Source organism: Nonomuraea sp. NPDC049607, from assembly GCF_040675375.1.
GTDB lineage: Bacteria > Actinomycetota > Actinomycetes > Streptosporangiales > Streptosporangiaceae > Nonomuraea.
On record NZ_JBFAOV010000002.1, the window covers coordinates 449,004 to 464,517 of the forward strand.

The 15,514-nt window shown below is 72.8% G+C and carries 13 protein-coding genes; 4 read left to right on the forward strand and 9 right to left on the reverse strand.

What is annotated here, in order from left to right; genetic code table 11:
- Positions 1-46 precede the first annotated feature (46 nt).
- The gene (locus AB0J97_RS06380) at positions 47-466 is read right to left on the reverse strand and encodes a hypothetical protein (protein ID WP_364085196.1); all 420 of its coding nucleotides are present in this window, start codon (positions 464-466) and stop codon (positions 47-49) included.
- A gap of 14 nt (positions 467-480) precedes the next feature.
- Entirely contained in the window at positions 481-1,473 is a 993-nt protein-coding gene (locus AB0J97_RS06385) for a methionine synthase (protein ID WP_364085199.1), read from the reverse strand.
- Positions 1,474-1,497: 24 nt separating this feature from the next.
- On the opposite strand from AB0J97_RS06385, the gene AB0J97_RS06390 reads away from it, so the two are divergent.
- Complete coding sequence (locus AB0J97_RS06390; protein ID WP_364085202.1) at positions 1,498-2,130, forward strand: MBL fold metallo-hydrolase; 633 nt, start codon at positions 1,498-1,500, stop codon at positions 2,128-2,130.
- Here the strand turns inward: AB0J97_RS06390 and mnmA are convergent.
- Positions 2,127-3,185: a tRNA 2-thiouridine(34) synthase MnmA gene (gene mnmA, locus AB0J97_RS06395; RefSeq protein ID WP_357697537.1), complete on the reverse strand. Its 1,059-nt coding sequence runs from the start codon at positions 3,183-3,185 to the stop codon at positions 2,127-2,129. The two genes, AB0J97_RS06390 and mnmA, sit on opposite strands and share 4 nt — an antisense overlap.
- A gap of 67 nt (positions 3,186-3,252) precedes the next feature.
- Between mnmA and AB0J97_RS06400 the strand changes: the two genes are divergently transcribed.
- On the forward strand, positions 3,253-4,305 hold the full coding sequence (locus AB0J97_RS06400; RefSeq protein WP_364085206.1) for a DUF695 domain-containing protein: 1,053 nt from the start codon (positions 3,253-3,255) through the stop codon (positions 4,303-4,305).
- Here AB0J97_RS06400 and AB0J97_RS06405 read toward each other — a convergent pair.
- Complete coding sequence (locus AB0J97_RS06405; protein ID WP_357697534.1) at positions 4,298-5,461, reverse strand: cysteine desulfurase family protein; 1,164 nt, start codon at positions 5,459-5,461, stop codon at positions 4,298-4,300. The genes AB0J97_RS06400 and AB0J97_RS06405 overlap by 8 nt on opposite strands.
- A gap of 53 nt (positions 5,462-5,514) precedes the next feature.
- Here AB0J97_RS06405 and AB0J97_RS06410 point away from each other — a divergent pair, with 53 nt between their 5' ends.
- Together AB0J97_RS06410 and AB0J97_RS06415 are read left to right on the forward strand one after the other, a co-directional pair.
- The gene (locus tag AB0J97_RS06410; protein WP_357697532.1) at positions 5,515-6,024 is read left to right on the forward strand and encodes a TetR/AcrR family transcriptional regulator; all 510 of its coding nucleotides are present in this window, start codon (positions 5,515-5,517) and stop codon (positions 6,022-6,024) included.
- Positions 6,025-6,845: 821 nt separating this feature from the next.
- Positions 6,846-8,033 carry an MFS transporter gene (locus tag AB0J97_RS06415; RefSeq protein ID WP_357697530.1) on the forward strand — a complete coding sequence of 396 codons (1,188 nt, stop codon included), beginning with the start codon at positions 6,846-6,848 and terminating at the stop codon, positions 8,031-8,033.
- A gap of 138 nt (positions 8,034-8,171) precedes the next feature.
- On the opposite strand, the gene AB0J97_RS06420 is transcribed toward AB0J97_RS06415, so the two are convergent.
- From AB0J97_RS06420 to AB0J97_RS06440, 5 genes are all read right to left on the reverse strand, one after another.
- A complete protein-coding gene (locus AB0J97_RS06420) occupies positions 8,172-9,125 on the reverse strand; it encodes an electron transfer flavoprotein subunit alpha/FixB family protein (RefSeq protein WP_364085211.1) in 954 nt (317 codons plus the stop codon).
- Positions 9,126-9,144: 19 nt separating this feature from the next.
- Entirely contained in the window at positions 9,145-9,924 is a 780-nt protein-coding gene (locus AB0J97_RS06425; RefSeq protein ID WP_357697526.1) for an electron transfer flavoprotein subunit beta/FixA family protein, read from the reverse strand.
- Between the two features lie 252 nt (positions 9,925-10,176).
- Positions 10,177-11,397, reverse strand: coding sequence for a serine/threonine-protein kinase (locus tag AB0J97_RS06430; protein ID WP_364085215.1), 1,221 nt, complete (start codon positions 11,395-11,397; stop codon positions 10,177-10,179).
- A gap of 35 nt (positions 11,398-11,432) precedes the next feature.
- The gene (locus AB0J97_RS06435) at positions 11,433-13,199 is read right to left on the reverse strand and encodes a serine/threonine-protein kinase (protein WP_364085218.1); all 1,767 of its coding nucleotides are present in this window, start codon (positions 13,197-13,199) and stop codon (positions 11,433-11,435) included.
- Between the two features lie 16 nt (positions 13,200-13,215).
- Entirely contained in the window at positions 13,216-15,492 is a 2,277-nt protein-coding gene (locus AB0J97_RS06440; RefSeq protein WP_364085221.1) for a serine/threonine-protein kinase, read from the reverse strand.
- Between the last annotated feature and the right edge of the window lie 22 nt (positions 15,493-15,514).

Sequence of the window (15,514 nt, forward strand, 5' to 3'; positions counted from 1 at the left end):
CTGAGCAAACGCTACCGCCGGGCCCCGACAGGAACGACTCGCCGGCTCATCCGCCCTGGGCCCAGACGCCTTCCCAGACCGAGCAGTTACCGGTGATCTTCCTTGCCGTGCCCCGGCAGACCCGGCCCTCGATGGAGAGCATGTAGCCGGTCTTGACCGAGAACTCCAGCGGCCGGGTGCCCGAGCAGTTGCGGTACGTCTTGTGCCCCTTGCCGCCGTCGTCCTCGACCCAGCGGAACTGCAGCCACGAGCACCCCGTACGGCCCGGGAAGTCGTACAGCCTGCCGCTGACCACGAACCCGGGCCGGTCGAGCAGGACCTTGCCCCTGGCCTTCCCGGCCCGGTCGGCGGAGTAGATCGACCCCCAGCTCCAGACCTCGGGGTTGGCCGAGGCGCCGGCGGGGACGGCGATCGAGGCGGACGCGATCAGCATGATGGCACCGACGGCCAGAGCGCGAACAGTCATGGCCCGGACGGTACTCAGCCGCCTTGCATCCCGCTTGCCGGATCGTCCTTGAGCACCCGGGCGGCCTTCGCGCACGCCGCCAGGGCCGCCCGCGCGTAGCGGGGAGAGGCTCCGGCGAGGCCGCAGGCGGGCGTCAGCGTGACCTTGGCGGCCAGCCCGTCGGGGGTGAACCCGAGCCGGCGCCACAGCTCCACCGCGGGCCTGGCGACCACCCCGGTGTCCGGCAGCGCGACGTCCCGGCCCGGCACGACGCCCAGGAACAGCCCCATCCCGGCCTCGAAGAGCTCGCCGAGCTCGTCGTCGTCCCGGCGGCGCAGCCGCGACGCGTCGACCGACACGGCCCGCGCCCCGGCCCGCCTCAGCAGCGCGTAGGGCACCCCGGGCGCGCAGCAGTGGACCACCGGATCGGGGAACAGCCGCAGCGACTCCTCCACCCGCCACTCCTCGACCGCCGCGAGCCGCCCGAACCCCGACGCGGTCGGGACCGTGCCCGCCAGCACGCCCGGCAGCCCCGGCTCGTCGAGCTGCAACACGATCTCGGTGACGCCGGGCAGCCGCCGCCGCACCTCGGCGCAGTGGTCGGCGACCCCCTGGGCCAGCGACGCGACCAGATCGCGCACGGCCCCCGCGTCGGAGAGCATCTTGTCGCCGAACTTCAGCTCAAGGGCTCCCGCCAGCGTCCACGGCCCGCACACCTGGAGTTTGAGCGGCCCGGAGTAGTCGTGCGCGACCTCCTCCAGCCCGTCGAGGTCGCGGCGCAGGTGGTCGACGGCCCGCCGGTGGTCGCGGCCCGGCCGGTCGGCCAGCCGCCACCCGGACGGCTGCACCTCGGCCGGCAGGTCGACCAGCAGCCCGGCCGTCCTGCCGATCATGTCGGCGCCGACCCCGCGGGCCGGCAGCTCTGGCAGGTACGGCAGGCCGGGCACCTCGCCGAACACGACACGGATCGCCTCAAAATGATCCTCACCCGGATGCGACCCGACCCCGGTGGCTTCCCACGTAGACATGACCACAAGCGTAGGCTCTGCCGAATGGAGCTCACCAAACTCACGCACGCCTGTGTACGCCTTGAGAAGAACGGCAAGGTCCTGGTGATCGACCCGGGCACCTTCTCCCAGGAGCCGGTGCTCGACGGGGTCGACGCGGTGCTCATCACGCACCAGCACTTCGACCACTTCGACATCGAGAAGCTGAAGGCCGCTCCCGCCGGGGTCGAGGTCTGGACGTGCGAGGGCGTCGCGGCCCAGCTGACCGACGTGCCGGTCAAGGTCCAGGTGGTCCGGCACGGCGATGCCTTCGACGCGGCGGGTTTCCAGGTGAAGGCGTTCGGCGAGTGGCACACCAAGAACCACCCCGATGCGCCTGTCGTCCAGAATGTCGGTTTCATGCTGGACGACGAGGTGTTCTACCCGGGCGACGCGCTCACGTTGCCCGGCGTCGACGTGCCCACCCTGCTGGCGCCGACCAACGCCCCCTGGATGAAGCTCAGCGAGATGGTCGAATACCTGCGGACGCTGCGCCCGGCCCGCGCGTTCTCCACGCATGACGGCCTGCTCAACGACATCGGCCTGTCGCTGGTGGACACCTACCTGGAGCTGGAGTCGGACAAGCAGGGCGCCGACATGCGCCGGCTCAAGGTCGGCGAGTCGGTGACGCTGCCCTAGGCGGCCGAGACGATGGTGGCCGAGCCGATGACCGTGTCGCCCGAGTAGAGCACGGCCGCCTGGCCCGCCGCGACGCCGGTGGCCGGGCGGTCGAGGTCGATGCGCAGGCCGCCCTCGGCCTCCTCGAAGCGGCAGCCGTAGACCTCGCCGTGGGCCCTGAGCTGCACGGTCAGGTCGTCGGAGCGGGACGGGCCGTTCCAGACCGGGCGGGCGCAGGTGATCGAGGTGACCTCCAGCGCGGCGCGCGGGCCGACCGTGACCGTGTTGGAGACCGGCTCGATCGACAACACGTAACGCGGCCTGCCGTCGGCGGCCGGACGGTCGATGTGCAGGCCCTTGCGCTGGCCCACCGTGAACCCGTGGGCGCCCTGGTGGGTGCCCACCACCGCGCCCTCCTGGTCGACGATCGGGCCCTCCTCGGCGCCGAGCCGGCCGGCCAGGAAGCCACGCGTGTCGCCGTCGGCGATGAAGCAGATGTCGTGGCTGTCGGGCTTGTCGGCGACGGTCAGGCCGCGCCGCGCGGCCTCCTCGCGCACCTCGGCCTTGGTGGAGCCGCCGAGCGGGAAGATCGCGTGGCTGAGCTGCTCACGGGTGAGCACCCCCAGCACGTACGACTGGTCCTTGCCCTGGTCGACGCTCCTGGACAGCACGCCGTCGGACAGCTTGGCGTGGTGGCCGGTCGCGACGGCGTCGAAGCCGAGGGCGAGCGCCCGGTCGAGCACCGCCTCGAACTTGATCTTCTCGTTGCACCGCAGGCACGGGTTGGGGGTGCGGCCCGCGGCGTATTCGGCCACGAAGTCCTCCACCACGTCGCGCTGGAACCTCTCGGCCATGTCCCAGATGTAGAACGGGATGCCGATCACGTCGGCGGCCCGCCGCGCGTCGCGGGAGTCCTCGACCGTGCAGCAGCCTCGCGCGCCCGTACGGTGGGATTGGGGGTTGGCCGACAAGGCCAGATGCACACCAGTGACGTCGTGACCGGCCTCGGCGATCCGGGCGGCGGCCACGGCGGAATCGACGCCGCCCGACATGGCGGCAAGCACACGCAGTCCCATGACCGTTCCAGCGTACTGTCCGGCGGGGAGTGCGCGGCCATCGGCTCCGTCTGGAAGGATTCAGCGCATGCGACTGTTCGGGCGCAAGGACGCAGAGGAAGAGGCCGACCGGCCCGGCGAGGGCGTGGCCGGGTTCTGGGCGTGGTGGCAGGAGGCCAGGCCGCGGCTCGACCCGCTGGTGGCCGCGGGCGCGGCCGAGGGCATCGAGGAGCTGCTCGCCCCCGCCGTGGGCGCGCTCCATCCTGACCTGGTCTGGGAGGTGGCGCCCGGCAGGAACGCCGCGCACGCCCTGGTGGTGACCGCGGCCGGCGACGCCGAGCTGCGCTCGCTCGCCCACCGCTGGGCGAAGGCGGCGCCGCCGGCCGACCTGTTGTGGGAGTTCCATCCGTCCCGGCGGGCCAACCCGCAGGCGCTGGAGCTGACGCTCGACGTGGGCGGGTTCGAGTTCGCCCTCGACAAGCTGGCGTTCGGGCTGCGCGTGCCGCGCAACCAGCCGCGGGTCGACGTGGCCGCCTACCACCCGATCTTCAGCGAGCTCGACGAGGAGACCCGCCTGGAGGCGACGCTACTCGCCCTCGACTGGCTGCTGGGCGAGGACGACGTGGCCAGATGGGTGGGCGAGATCACGCCCGCCACCTTCCAGCCGATCGACGCGGTCGCCGCCGTCCACCTGCCCGCCGTGGTCGCCGACCTGGCCTCGAACTACCAGGACGAGGAGTGGCTGTCGCTCGAAGGCCGGACCGGCGAGGGCGCGTCGCTGGTCGCCGTCGCGCGCTTCCCGCTGCGGCCCGTCGACCACCCGCTGTTCGACCAGCACATCGAGATCACCCTCCCGTACGCCCACCGCGACGACGACGGCCTGCCCGCCGGCGAGTCGCTGACGGCGCTGCGCGACTTCGAGGAACGCCTGGGCGCCCGCCTGCTGGAGCTGCGCGACGACGCCCTGCTGGCCGCGCAGCTGAGCGCCGCCGGGCACCGGGTCGTCCACCTCTACGCCGACCCGGACTCCGACGCGGCGACCCGTGTCGAGGAGCTGATCGCGAGCTGGAAGGAGGGCGAGCCGCGGATCGACGTGGGCAGTGACCCCGCCTGGGCCGCGGTCTCCCCGTTCCTCAGCTGAGCCCGGCCCTGCGGGCGCGTTCGACGGCTGCGGGCAGCACCTCGATCAGGCGGTCGACGTCGGCGCCGGTCGAGGTGTGCCCCAGGGTGAACCTGAGCGAGCCGCGCGCGGCCGCCGCGTCGGCGCCCATCGCGAGCAGCACGTGCGAAGGCTGCGCCACGCCCGCCGAGCAGGCCGAGCCGGTCGAGCACTCCACGCCCTTGGCGTCGAGCAGCATGAGCAGCGCGTCGCCCTCGCAGCCGGGGAAGGAGAAGTGGGCGTTGCCGGGCAGCCGGCCGGCCGGGTCGCCGTTGAGCACGACGTCGGGGACGGCCTGACGGACGCGCTCGATGAGCTCGTCGCGCAGCGCCGTCAGGCGGCGGCCCAGGGCCTCCTGCTCCTTGACGGCGGTCCGCACGGCGGCGGCGAGGCCCGCGATGGCGGGCGCGTCGAGGGTGCCGGAGCGCACGTCGCGCTCCTGGCCTCCGCCGTGTTGCACCGACACCGGCGTCAGCCCTCTGGCCAGCAGCAGCGCGCCCACGCCCATCGGCCCGCCGACCTTGTGGCCGGTGAGCGTGAGGGCGTCGGCGCCCGAGTCGGCGAAGGAGACCGGGAGCTGCCCGATCGCCTGCACCGCGTCGGTGTGGAACGGGACGCCGTGGTCGTGCGCGACGGCCGCCAGCACGTGGACGGGCTGGATCGTGCCGACCTCGTTGTTGGCCCACATGACGCTGACCATGGCGACGTCGTCGGGGGCGCGCTCGATGGCGGCGCGCAGCGTGTCGGGATGGACCCGGCCGTACTCGTCGACGTCGAGCAGCTCGACCTCGGCGCCCTGGCTCTCGGCCAGCCACGCGGCCGGGTCGAGGGCGGCGTGGTGCTCGACGGAGCTGATCAGGATGCGCCGGCGCGGCCTGCGCGCCCAGTAGAGGCCCTTGATGGCGAGGTTGTCGGCCTCGGTGCCGCCCGAGGTGAACACGACCTCGCTCGGCCGGGCCCCCAGGGCGTCGGCGATGGTCTCGCGGGACTCCTCGACGACCCTGCGCACCTGACGGCCCGCGGCGTGCAGCGAGGAGGCGTTGCCGACGCGTTTGAGTTGCTCCGTCATGGCCTCGATCGCTTCGGGCAGCATGGGCGTGGTCGCCGCATGATCAAGATAGGCCGACGGTCGTGTCACCAGATCAGGGTATCTCGTTTGCCACTGTACCGTCCGGACGGTACAGTCGAGGCATGCGAAGGGACGAGCTGTTGGACGCGGCGGAAGACCTCCTGTGCGACCAGGGGTCGGCCGCGCTGACGCTGTCCGCCGTGGCCGACCGGGCCGGGGTGAGCAAGGGCGGCCTTCTTTACCACTTCGGCACCAAAGAGGCCCTGATCAAGGGCATGGTCGAACGGCTGATCGAAGAGTTCGACGAGCTGATGGCCGCTCAGCCGCAGGGCACGTACACCGAGCGGTACCTCGGGGCCACGCTGGTCGCCGTGCGCTCGGGGCGGCTCCGAAGATGGGCGGTCGTGACGGGCGCGTCGGGCAACCTCTTCCTGCTGGCGCCGCTGCGGGAGGCGATGTCCCGATGGCACCGGGAGGGGCTGGGCGACGAGCCCGACCCGCTGGCCGCGCAGATCGTCCGGCTGGCGTGCGAGGGGTTGTGGGACGTGGCGAGCCATGACCCGCAGCTCAACTCCGAGGCCGACCTGCGGGCCCTCGAAACCCGCCTGAGAGCCCTGCTCAAACCCGGCTGACCTTCGCGCCGCTACGTGTCGCGGGTCACTCCCGCCCCGGGAATGCGCGGGGGTCACTTCTGGTTCAGGTGTCGGAGCTTCTTCGCCGGAGCTTTTCCCGGTGGACTGGAACGGATGGGGGTGGCCTCGCGATGACGATGACGCGCTCCCCCGACCCCTGTCGCCGGGCTTCCAGCCGCCCACCCTCAAGACCTGACGCCTCGGCGACGCCCGCCGTCCTCGCCCGTCCGGCCCGTACCGGCCGGACGAACGGGCTCGCCCCGAGCAAACGGTAGACCGGGGCGCCGGGGGCCGGTCGAGCGGCGCGAACGAGCCACTCAGGCGGCACGAACAAGCCGCTCGGATGGCACGGACGAGCCGACCGGGAGTGCGGATCAGACGCTCGGGAGCGCGGACCAGCCGATCAGGGGCGCGGACCAGACGCTCGGGGGCGCGGACCAGCCGGCCTGGCCGGTGAGCCGACTCGGGCGGGCCGTCCGCTTCTGAGCGGCCCCGCCTGAAGCGGGCGCCGCCAAGGACCCGGCACGGTCGCCGGGCGACACGAGGCGAGCCCCCAACCGGCCCACCCCGAACCGCCGCCCTCCCCAGCCGCACCACCCCCCGAACAGCCATTCGCTCTGAGTCGGCCGACTCAGGGCGGTCGGCTTCGGGCCGGTCAACGCCTCGGCGGGCCACGGCCCGCCTCAACACGAGCCGGGCCGGCGCGTCGGGCCGGTGGTTCTTGTCCCTTCGAGTTCTTGTCCCCCCGAATCTTCCAGGCGCCCCCACGCGGGGAGCGCCTGATTTGTGACGACCGAACGATCTTGTGAGAGGTGTGCCTTATGACCCGCGACCTGAGGACGGCCCGCTACGGGGCGATCCTCACCTTTGTCCTTGGCGGCCTGATGGTGGGCACGATGACCGTGCGCATCCCCGCCCTGACCGACAAACTCGGCCTGTCCGAGTCGACGGTCGGCGCGGTGCTCCTCGCATGGGGCCTCGGGGCCCTCGTGACCATGCAGTCCATGCGACGGATCATGGCCCGCGCGGGCAGCAGGGCGGTTCTGCGGATCGGCGCCCCACTCACCGCGATCGGCCTGCTGGCCGTCGCCTTCGCCCCGAACCTCCCCCTCCTCATCGTGGCCGCCACGTTCTTCGGCATGGCCTTCGGCACCGTGGACGTCGCCATGAACGCCCAGGGCTCCACCGTCGAGCAGGCGTACGGCCGCCCGCTGATGAACGGCATGCACGCCGGCTGGTGCGTCGGCGCGATCTCGGCGGGCGCCCTGGGCAGCGTGTCGATCGCCGCCGGCCTGTCGTTCACCGCCAACCTGGCGCTGGTCGCCCTGGTCTCGCTGCCGGTCGCGGTGCTGCTCGGCCGTACGTACCTGCCGGAGGCCCCGGCGACGGAGGCGGCGCGCACGGCCCGGCACCGCATGCCGGCGATCGTCTACCTGCTCGGCGCCATCATGTTCTTCGCCTTCATGGTCGAGGGCGTGGTCGCGGACTGGAACGGCCTGTACATGCGCAACGAGCTCGGCGCCCCCGAGGCGCTGGCCGCGCTCGGCTACCCGGTGTTCGAGGCCGGCATGCTGCTGGCCAGGCTCACCGGCGACCGGCTGCGCTCCCGGTACGGGGTGCGCGGCATGCTGACCGTGTCGGGCGTGGCCACGGCCGGGTTCTTCACGGTCGTGCTGATGGCCCCGGCGGCGCTGGTGGCGGTGCTGGCGATGTTCTTCGTCGGGCTCGGCGTGGCGACGATCGCGCCGCTGACGCTGTCCCTGGCGGGCACCGCGACCGACGCCCCCGGACCGGCCATCGCCCAGGCGGGCGCCATGGGCTACGCGGGCCTGCTGCTCGGCCCGGTGGTGATCGGCTTCCTGTCGGACGCCACCTCGCTGCGCGGCGCGCTCGGCATCGCGGTCGTCCTGGGTGTGCTGATCGCGGTGGCGTCGCGGTTCCTGCCCCGGCGGGAGGCGCCGGTGTTCGGAGCCGTTCCCGTGCGGGAGCCGGTGAAGGTCGCCGCATAGGACCTCTGTCGTCCCAACAGCTCCGCCCAGCCGGCGGGCGTCCTGGGGGGGTCATGTACCCGGCCCGCACCCGGAGCGCGTCCGCCTGAGACGGCGGAAGCGGCGCCGCACGTCGTGCGGCGCCGCTTCCGTTCGACGCTACTTGCGCTTGCCGACCTCTTCGGTGAGCTGCGGGACGACCTGGTGCAGGTCGCCCACGACCCCGTAGTCGGCGAGCTCGAAGATCGGCGCCTCCGGGTCCTTGTTGATCGCGATGATGGTCTTCGCGGTCTGCATTCCGGCCCGGTGCTGGATGGCGCCCGAGATCCCGGCCGCGATGTAGAGCTGCGGCGAGACCGTCTTGCCCGTCTGGCCCACCTGGAACTGGTGGGGGTACCAGCCGGCGTCCGTGGCGGCGCGCGAGGCGCCCACGGCCGCGCCCAGCGCGTCGGCCAGGCCCTCGATGACGGAGAAGTTCTCGGCGGAGCCCACGCCCCGGCCGCCGGAGACCACGATCGCGGCCTCGGTCAGCTCGGGCCTGGCGCCCTTCTCCTGCTTGACGCGCTCGACGATGCGGGCGGCCTTCGCCGCCTCGCTCAGCGCGACCGACACCTCCTCGACGGCCCCGGCGCCCGCGGCGGCCTGCGGGGCCGTCGAGTTCGGGCGTACGGCGACGATCGGGGTGCCCCTGCGCACCTTGGAGTGCACGTTGACGCCACCGCCGAAGATCGACTGGTCGGCCACGAAGCCCTCGGACAGGCCCACGGCGTCGGTGATGACGCCGGAGTCGGTCTTGACGGCCAGGCGACCGGCGACCTCCTTGCCCTCGGCCGTGGCGGCCACGAGCACCGCCGCGGGCGACTTCTCGGCGACGAGCTGGGCCAGCAGCTCGGCCTTGGGCGCCACCACGTGGTCGACGATGTCGGCGGACGCGGCGTCGTAGATCTTCTCGGCGCCGTACTCGGCCAGCTTGGCCTTGGCGGCGTCGGCGAGGCCGGGGCCGGCCCAGACGGCGGCGGGCGTGCCGAGCGAGCGGGCCAGGGTCAGCAGTTCGAGCGTGACCTTCTTGACCTCGCCTTCGACCTGCTCCACAAGAACGAGAATCTCCGACATATCAGTAAAACCCCCGTTCTCAGATGAACTTCTTGGAGGCGAGGAAGTCGGCGGCCTTGGAACCGCCGTCGCCCTCGTCCTTGACGATCGTGCCGGCGGCGCGCGGCGGCGCGGCGGCGAAGTCGACCACCTCGGACCAGGCGGCACCCAGGCCGACCTGGGCGGCGTCGATCTCGGCGTCGGCGATGGCCAGCGTCTCGACCGGCTTCTTCTTGGCCGCCATGATGCCCTTGAAGGACGGGTAGCGCGGCTCGTTGATCTTCTCGACCACGGACACGACGGCCGGCAGCGTGGCCTGGACCTTGTCGTAGCCGTAGTCGGTGATGCGCTGGACGCTGATCGAGGAGCCTTCGACCTCGACCTTGTTGGCCAGGGTGAGCTGGGCCGTGCCCAGGCGCTCGGCCAGCATCGCGGCCAGCACGCCGGTACGGGCGTCGGTCGACTCGGAGCCCAGGACGACCAGGTCGAACCCGATCTTCTTGAGCACCTGGGCCATCGCGTACGAGGTGGACAGCGCGTCGGAGCCGTGCAGCGCGTCGTCGCTCAGGTGGACGGCCTTGTCGGCGCCCATGGCCAGGGCCTTGCGGATGGTCTCGGTGGCCTTGCCCGGGCCCATGGTGAGCACGGTGACCTCGCCACCGTGCGCCTCCTTGAGCTTCAGCGCCTCCTCGACCGCGTACTCGTCAAGCTCGTTGACCACGCCGTCGACGGCGTCACGATCGAGCGTGTTGTCATCGGACCGCAGCTTGCGCTCGGTCGCCGTATCGGGGACCTGCTTCACGCAGACGACGATGTTCATGGCCGGTGGCCGACCTCCCGTGTTCGCGTGCGCCCACCGCGTCGCTGCGATAGGCGCCGAATGCAATGCTGACCAGACTGCCAGGTTCCCGACGGGCTCCTGACACGGGGTGGGTCAGAGTCGTGCCCTGGCTCCCGCGGTCATGTTACCCGTGGGTAGCTTACGCGCAAACCGGCGGTTCCCGCGAAAAGCCCTCCCGTTCCCACCATACCGAACTTTATTCGGTACGGTCCGACCGCCCCCATGGGGAAGTCAGGCGGACAACAGGAACACGATGCCCACCACCAGGGCCGTACCCGCGAACAGGGCCAGTGTGAACGTGCTGAACACCGCGGCGAGCCCGAAACAGAGCCCCACCACCCCCGCCACGCTCACCAGGTCGGTCACCATCCGGCTCCGCCGGAACGGCCCCCGCGAGAACAGCGCCACCCCGGCGTCGCTCACCACCCCCAGCGCGTAGGCGGCCAGCAGGAAGAGCGCCACCTCCGGCAGCGGCCCGCGGGCGGCCGCCGCCAGCAGCGACACGAACAGGCCCGAGCCGATGAGCCACCGCCTGCGCACCTTCTCCCGGTGCCGCGCCCTGGACTCCTCGACCGACCTGCGACGGCTGTCGCCCGGCCGCCACTCTCTCGTGCTCATGTCGTCGGCCGGCCGGGGACCCACCGCCGTGGCCGAGGGACGGGGACCGGCCGGGCGTACGTGCGGGACGGCGGCGACGCCCAGCCGGGCGCAGATCCGCGCGGCCGTGGGACGCGCGGCGGGGTCGGTGGACAGGCACTCGCGTAACAGCGGCGCCAGCCACTCCGGCACGCCCTCCAGGTCGGGCGGGTGGTGCACCACCCGGTAGGCCACCGCCGAGGCCGGCCCCTGCCCGTACGGCTGCCGCCCGGTGGCGGCGTAGGCCAGCGTCGCGCCGAAGGAGAACACGTCGGCCTCGACGCCCGCGCTCCCGCCTTCGAGGATCTCCGGGGCCAGGTAGCCGGGCGTGCCGACGACCGCGCCCGAGGCCGTGACCGACAGCGAGTCGAGCGCGCTGGCGATGCCGAAGTCGATGACGACCGGGCCGTCCTCGCTCATCATCACGTTGGCCGGCTTGAGATCGCGGTGGACGACCCCGGACTCGTGCATGGCGAGCAGCGCGTCGGCCAGCCCCGAGGCCAGGGCGGCCAGGTCGGCGACCGGCACGGGCACGGCGCTGAGCGGGCGGCCCTGGACGTAGCGGGTCACCAGGTAGGGCCTGGAGCCGTCGAGGGAGGCGTCGAGCACCTCGGCGACGTGCGGACCGCCGACCCGGCGCATGGTCTCGACCTCGCGGTCGAGGCGGCCGAGCGCGAGGCCGTCGGCCGCGACGTGCGGATGCAGCACCTTCACCGCGACCGTGCGCCCCTGGGCGTCGAGCGCCAGATGGACCTCACCGAAGCCGCCCTCGCCGAGCCGGGAGAGAAGCTCGTAGGGGCCGAGGCGCTCGCTCATACCTCATCTCTCCCCCGCCACGCCGACGGGGACACTCAGGACCACGGAGTCAGGAAGCCCAACCCCAGTCCGTCGAGCAGACTTTCGATCAGACCGGTGATCAGCCCGATCGTGCTCTGCCTGGCGTCGCTCGCCAGGCCGTCGATCACGCTCTGCGGGGCCCGCCAGGGCGCCCAGACCGGGTCCTGGCCGAGCGCGAACATCGCCGCGAACAGCGCCGCCGTGCCCACCGCGACGACCGCCACCAGCGCGGCGCCGGGGCTGCGCAGCACGCCGGTGAGCGTGCGGGTCACGGCCTTGCGCGGCGCGCCGCCGCCCGGCAGCACGAACAGGCCGCCGGCGAACGCGCCCGCGGCGAAGGCGGCGGCCTGGTTGGTGCCCATGCCGCCGGCCCAGTGAAGCGCGCCCCAGACGCACGCGCCGAACAGCAGCGCGAGCGGCACGTGGACCAGCGTCACCAGCGCGGCCTTGACCAGCGCCCACGGCGTGCCGACCAGCGCGAGCAGCGGATCGGCCGAGCTGCTGCCGCGGATCTGGCGGCGCTTGACCATGTCGCCGAACAGGTACTCGCCCACGCGCAGTACCACCGCCAGCGCGACGGCCACCGCGCCCACCACGACGGGCATCATGACCGTCAGCGCCACCAGCGTGACCAGCAGCAGCAGCCCGGTCACCTGGGCGCCGAACAGATACCTCTTCCGCTCCGCCGGCGGCACGTGGCTGCGCGGCTGGGGCGGCGGCGTGTAGGGGCGCGGCTGCGGCGGCGGCGCCGGGTAGCCCGCCACGCGCTGGTCGGTGCGCGGCACCGGGCGCGCCGACGTCGGCGCGGGCACGTAGGGCGGCGGCCGCTCGTCGCGCCGCGCGGGCGGCGGAGGTGGCGGGGGCGGCGCGGCCTTGCGGTACTCGACCGGCGGCAGCAGGTCGGAGAACGTGTCCATGGCGCGCGTGCCGCTGCCGATGCGCTTGGTGCCGGTCGGCCCCTCGAACTCGTTGAACGTCGTCACCGACGGGTCGAGCTCCCTGGCCATCCGCAGCAGCTCCTGCGCGCTCGGCCGGGCGGTGGGGTCGACCCGCAGCGCGCGCGACAACCAGCCGCGCAGCCACGCGGGCGCCCGGTCGAGCTGGGCCCGCCCCTCCATGATGTTGAAGCAGACCGCCTCGAACGTCCCGGTGCCGAACGGCGGCGCGCCCGTGGCGGCGAAGAACACCGTCGAGGCCAGCGCGTGCACGTCGGCCGCCTGGGTGATGTCGCTGTCGCGGATGATCTCGGGCGCCAGGTAGCCCGGCGTGCCGACGAACATGCCGGTCTGGGTCAGCCGGGTCGCGTTCACCAGGTGGGCGATGCCGAAGTCGATGACCAGCGGCTCGCCGTCGACCAGCATGACGTTGGACGGCTTGAAGTCGCGGTGGATCACGTCGGCCGCGTGGATGGCGACCAGCGCCTGGCACAGCCCCTGGGCCAGCCTGATGACCTGCCGCGCCTCCAGAGCGCCCTCGCTCAGCACGGTCTCTTCCAGCGTGCGGCCCGGGGCGAAGCGGGTCACGACGTAGGGCTGGCCCCCCACCAGCTCGGCGTCGATGACCTCGGCGACGTGCGGGCTGCGCACCCGGCGCATGGTCTCGACCTCGCGCGTGAGCCGGTCGCGGGCCTTGAGATCGGCGGCCACGTGCGGGTGGAGCACCTTGATGGCGACCTCGCGGCCCTCACCGTCGAGACCCAGGTGGACGACCCCCATGCCGCCCTCGCCGATCTTTCTGACGATGCGGTAGGGGCCGAGGCGTTCCGGCGCTTGGATGCTCATCGCCACCTTCCTCGGCTCAGCCGCCCTTCAGGCTGGTGAGCTGCTTCGTCACGGGTGTGACGTCCAGCGGACTCCATACACTCCCCCTTGGCGTGTCCCCGAACGTGCCATAGGCGAGGATCAGCGAGAGCGCGGCGCCCACCGCCAGCACTCCCGCCATCACCATGGCCGCTGTTCTCGAGGGTACGAGCGATGAGAGCGTTCTGCGCATCTGCCGCCCCGGGCCCTCGACGCCCGGCCCCGCGCAGAGGGTCCAGAGCGCGACCGCGGCGCCCCACGCGAGGGCGTTGGCCGAGTCCATCTTGACCACCACGCTGAGCAGCAGCGTCACCGGCAGGCCGAGGATGAGGGCGTACAGGACGAGGGCGAGCGTGATGCCGACGGACTTGGCCAGCGCCTGCGGCCGGGCGAAGACCCTGAGCACGTCGAGCGCGGCGGCGCCGGCGGGCCTGCGGCCGTTGAAGGCCGGCTGGGCCAGGTCGGCCGCCCGCAGCAGCACGGCGATCGGGATCGCCACCACCGCCACCAGGACGGGCGCCGTCACCGCCGCCACGATCATGAGGATCAGCAACATCGCGCTCGCCACCCCGTACGCCTTCGAGCGCTGCAACGTCTGCCCCGGACGCGCGCCCGGGTTGTACGGCTCGTGAGCGGCCTGCGGGTCATGGGGCGGATATTGCTGCTGCACCGGGATGTAGGGCGGCGGCTGCGCGGGCACCGGGCCCGGCCTGCCGTAGTCGTGCTGCTCGGCCGCCGCGTTGCCCCGCCGGTAGTCGATCGCGTCCGGGCCGGCGTTGACCCGTCCGTAGTCCATGGCTTCGGGGACGACGTTGGCACGGCCGTAGTCCATCGGCTCCGGGACGGCGTTGGCGCGGCCGTGGTTCACGGGTTCCGGGCCGGCGGCGTACCGGCCGTGGTCCACCGGCTGGGGGCCGGAGCTGAGCCGGCCGAACTCGGCCGAGTCCGGGCGTACGCGCCGGGTGGGCACGTCGGCCTCGTGGTGGTCGACGTGCGGCTGCGGCTGGGGGTGGAGCGGGGGCTGCTGCTGCGGCCAGGGCTGGCTGGGCCCGGCCTCGCGCTGGATCTGGCGAAGCTCCTCCGGCGACACCCGGCGGGTCGGCCACGGGTCACCCGCGCCCGGCAGCTCCGCGCCGTGGTCGGCCGGCCCGGCGCCCTGTCCGGCCAGGCCCTGCCCGGACAGGCCCTGGCCGGACAGGCCCTGGCCGGGAAGCCCCTGGGCCGGCGGTCCCTGAACGGGCAGCCCCTGGGCGGGCGGTCCCTGGCTGGGCAGCAGCGAGACGAAGTGGGGGTCGGCGGGCGGCTGGACCGGCTGCTCCTGGCCGTCGATCAGCCGGCGCGGCGTCATCGGCGGCGTGGAGACGTCGTAGGAGGGCTTCTCCCCCACGAACGGCGCCCGCCTGGTCGGGAAGTCCTCGGGCGCGTCGGGCCGCGGCACGGTGGAGATCTCGTCGGGCCCGCCCAGCGGCGGCCTCGGCAACATCCGGGCCGTCTGCTCGGCCAGGTCGGCGGCCTTGGGACGCTTGGCCGGGTTGCGCTGGAAGCCCGCCTTGAGCAGCGGCTGCAGCTCGGACGGCACGCCGCTGATGTCGGCCTTGCCGGCGGTGATGTTGTAGAAGATCATCTCCAGCGTGCCCTTGCCGAAGGGCGGCTGGCCGGTGGCGGCGTAGAGCAGCGTGCCCGCCCAGGCGTGGATGTCGACCTCGGGGCCGGCCTCCTGGCCTTCGATGATCTCGGGCGCGAGGTAGCCGGGCGTGCCGATGAACATGCCGGTCTGGGTCAGCCGGGTCGCGTCGACCGCCTGGGCGATGCCGAAGTCGATCAGGACGGGCTCGCCGTCGAGGATGAGCACGTTGCCCGGCTTGAGGTCGCGGTGGATCACGCCGACGGAGTGGACCTCCGACAGCGCCGAGGCCACGCCATGGGCGATCCGGACCAGCGCGGGCAGGTCGAGCGGCCCGTCGTCCTTGACGATCTCGTCGAGAGGACGGCCGGGCACGTAACGCGTGACGATGTAAGGACGATGACCGGTTACGTCCGCATCGACCACTTCTGCAATGAATTTGCTGCGGACCCGGCGCATGGTCTCGACCTCGCGCGAAAGCCGCCGCCTGGCGACCTCGTCACCGGCGACCTCTCCGCGCAGGACCTTGACCGCCACCTGCCGGCCCTGAGGGTCGACAGCGAGGTGGACAACGCCCATCCCGCCTTCACCGAGCCGCCTGAGCAGCCGGTAAGGGCCTAGTCGGTCATCGTTCATGGCATGAAGCACCATACCGGCTTAATCCCCGCCCACG

Coding starts and splice junctions, on each gene's coding strand:
- AB0J97_RS06385 (WP_364085199.1), bottom strand. CDS start 1,473: ATGTCTACGTGGGAAGCCACCGGGGTCGGGTCGCATCCGGGTGAGGAT.
- AB0J97_RS06420 (WP_364085211.1), bottom strand. CDS start 9,125: ATGTCGGAGATTCTCGTTCTTGTGGAGCAGGTCGAAGGCGAGGTCAAG.
- AB0J97_RS06415 (WP_357697530.1), top strand. CDS start 6,846: ATGACCCGCGACCTGAGGACGGCCCGCTACGGGGCGATCCTCACCTTT.
- AB0J97_RS06410 (WP_357697532.1), top strand. CDS start 5,515: ATGCGAAGGGACGAGCTGTTGGACGCGGCGGAAGACCTCCTGTGCGAC.
- AB0J97_RS06380 (WP_364085196.1), bottom strand. CDS start 466: ATGACTGTTCGCGCTCTGGCCGTCGGTGCCATCATGCTGATCGCGTCC.
- AB0J97_RS06425 (WP_357697526.1), bottom strand. CDS start 9,924: ATGAACATCGTCGTCTGCGTGAAGCAGGTCCCCGATACGGCGACCGAG.
- AB0J97_RS06435 (WP_364085218.1), bottom strand. CDS start 13,199: ATGAGCATCCAAGCGCCGGAACGCCTCGGCCCCTACCGCATCGTCAGA.
- AB0J97_RS06390 (WP_364085202.1), top strand. CDS start 1,498: ATGGAGCTCACCAAACTCACGCACGCCTGTGTACGCCTTGAGAAGAAC.
- AB0J97_RS06400 (WP_364085206.1), top strand. CDS start 3,253: ATGCGACTGTTCGGGCGCAAGGACGCAGAGGAAGAGGCCGACCGGCCC.
- AB0J97_RS06430 (WP_364085215.1), bottom strand. CDS start 11,397: ATGAGCGAGCGCCTCGGCCCCTACGAGCTTCTCTCCCGGCTCGGCGAG.
- mnmA (WP_357697537.1), bottom strand. CDS start 3,185: ATGGGACTGCGTGTGCTTGCCGCCATGTCGGGCGGCGTCGATTCCGCC.
- AB0J97_RS06440 (WP_364085221.1), bottom strand. CDS start 15,492: ATGGTGCTTCATGCCATGAACGATGACCGACTAGGCCCTTACCGGCTG.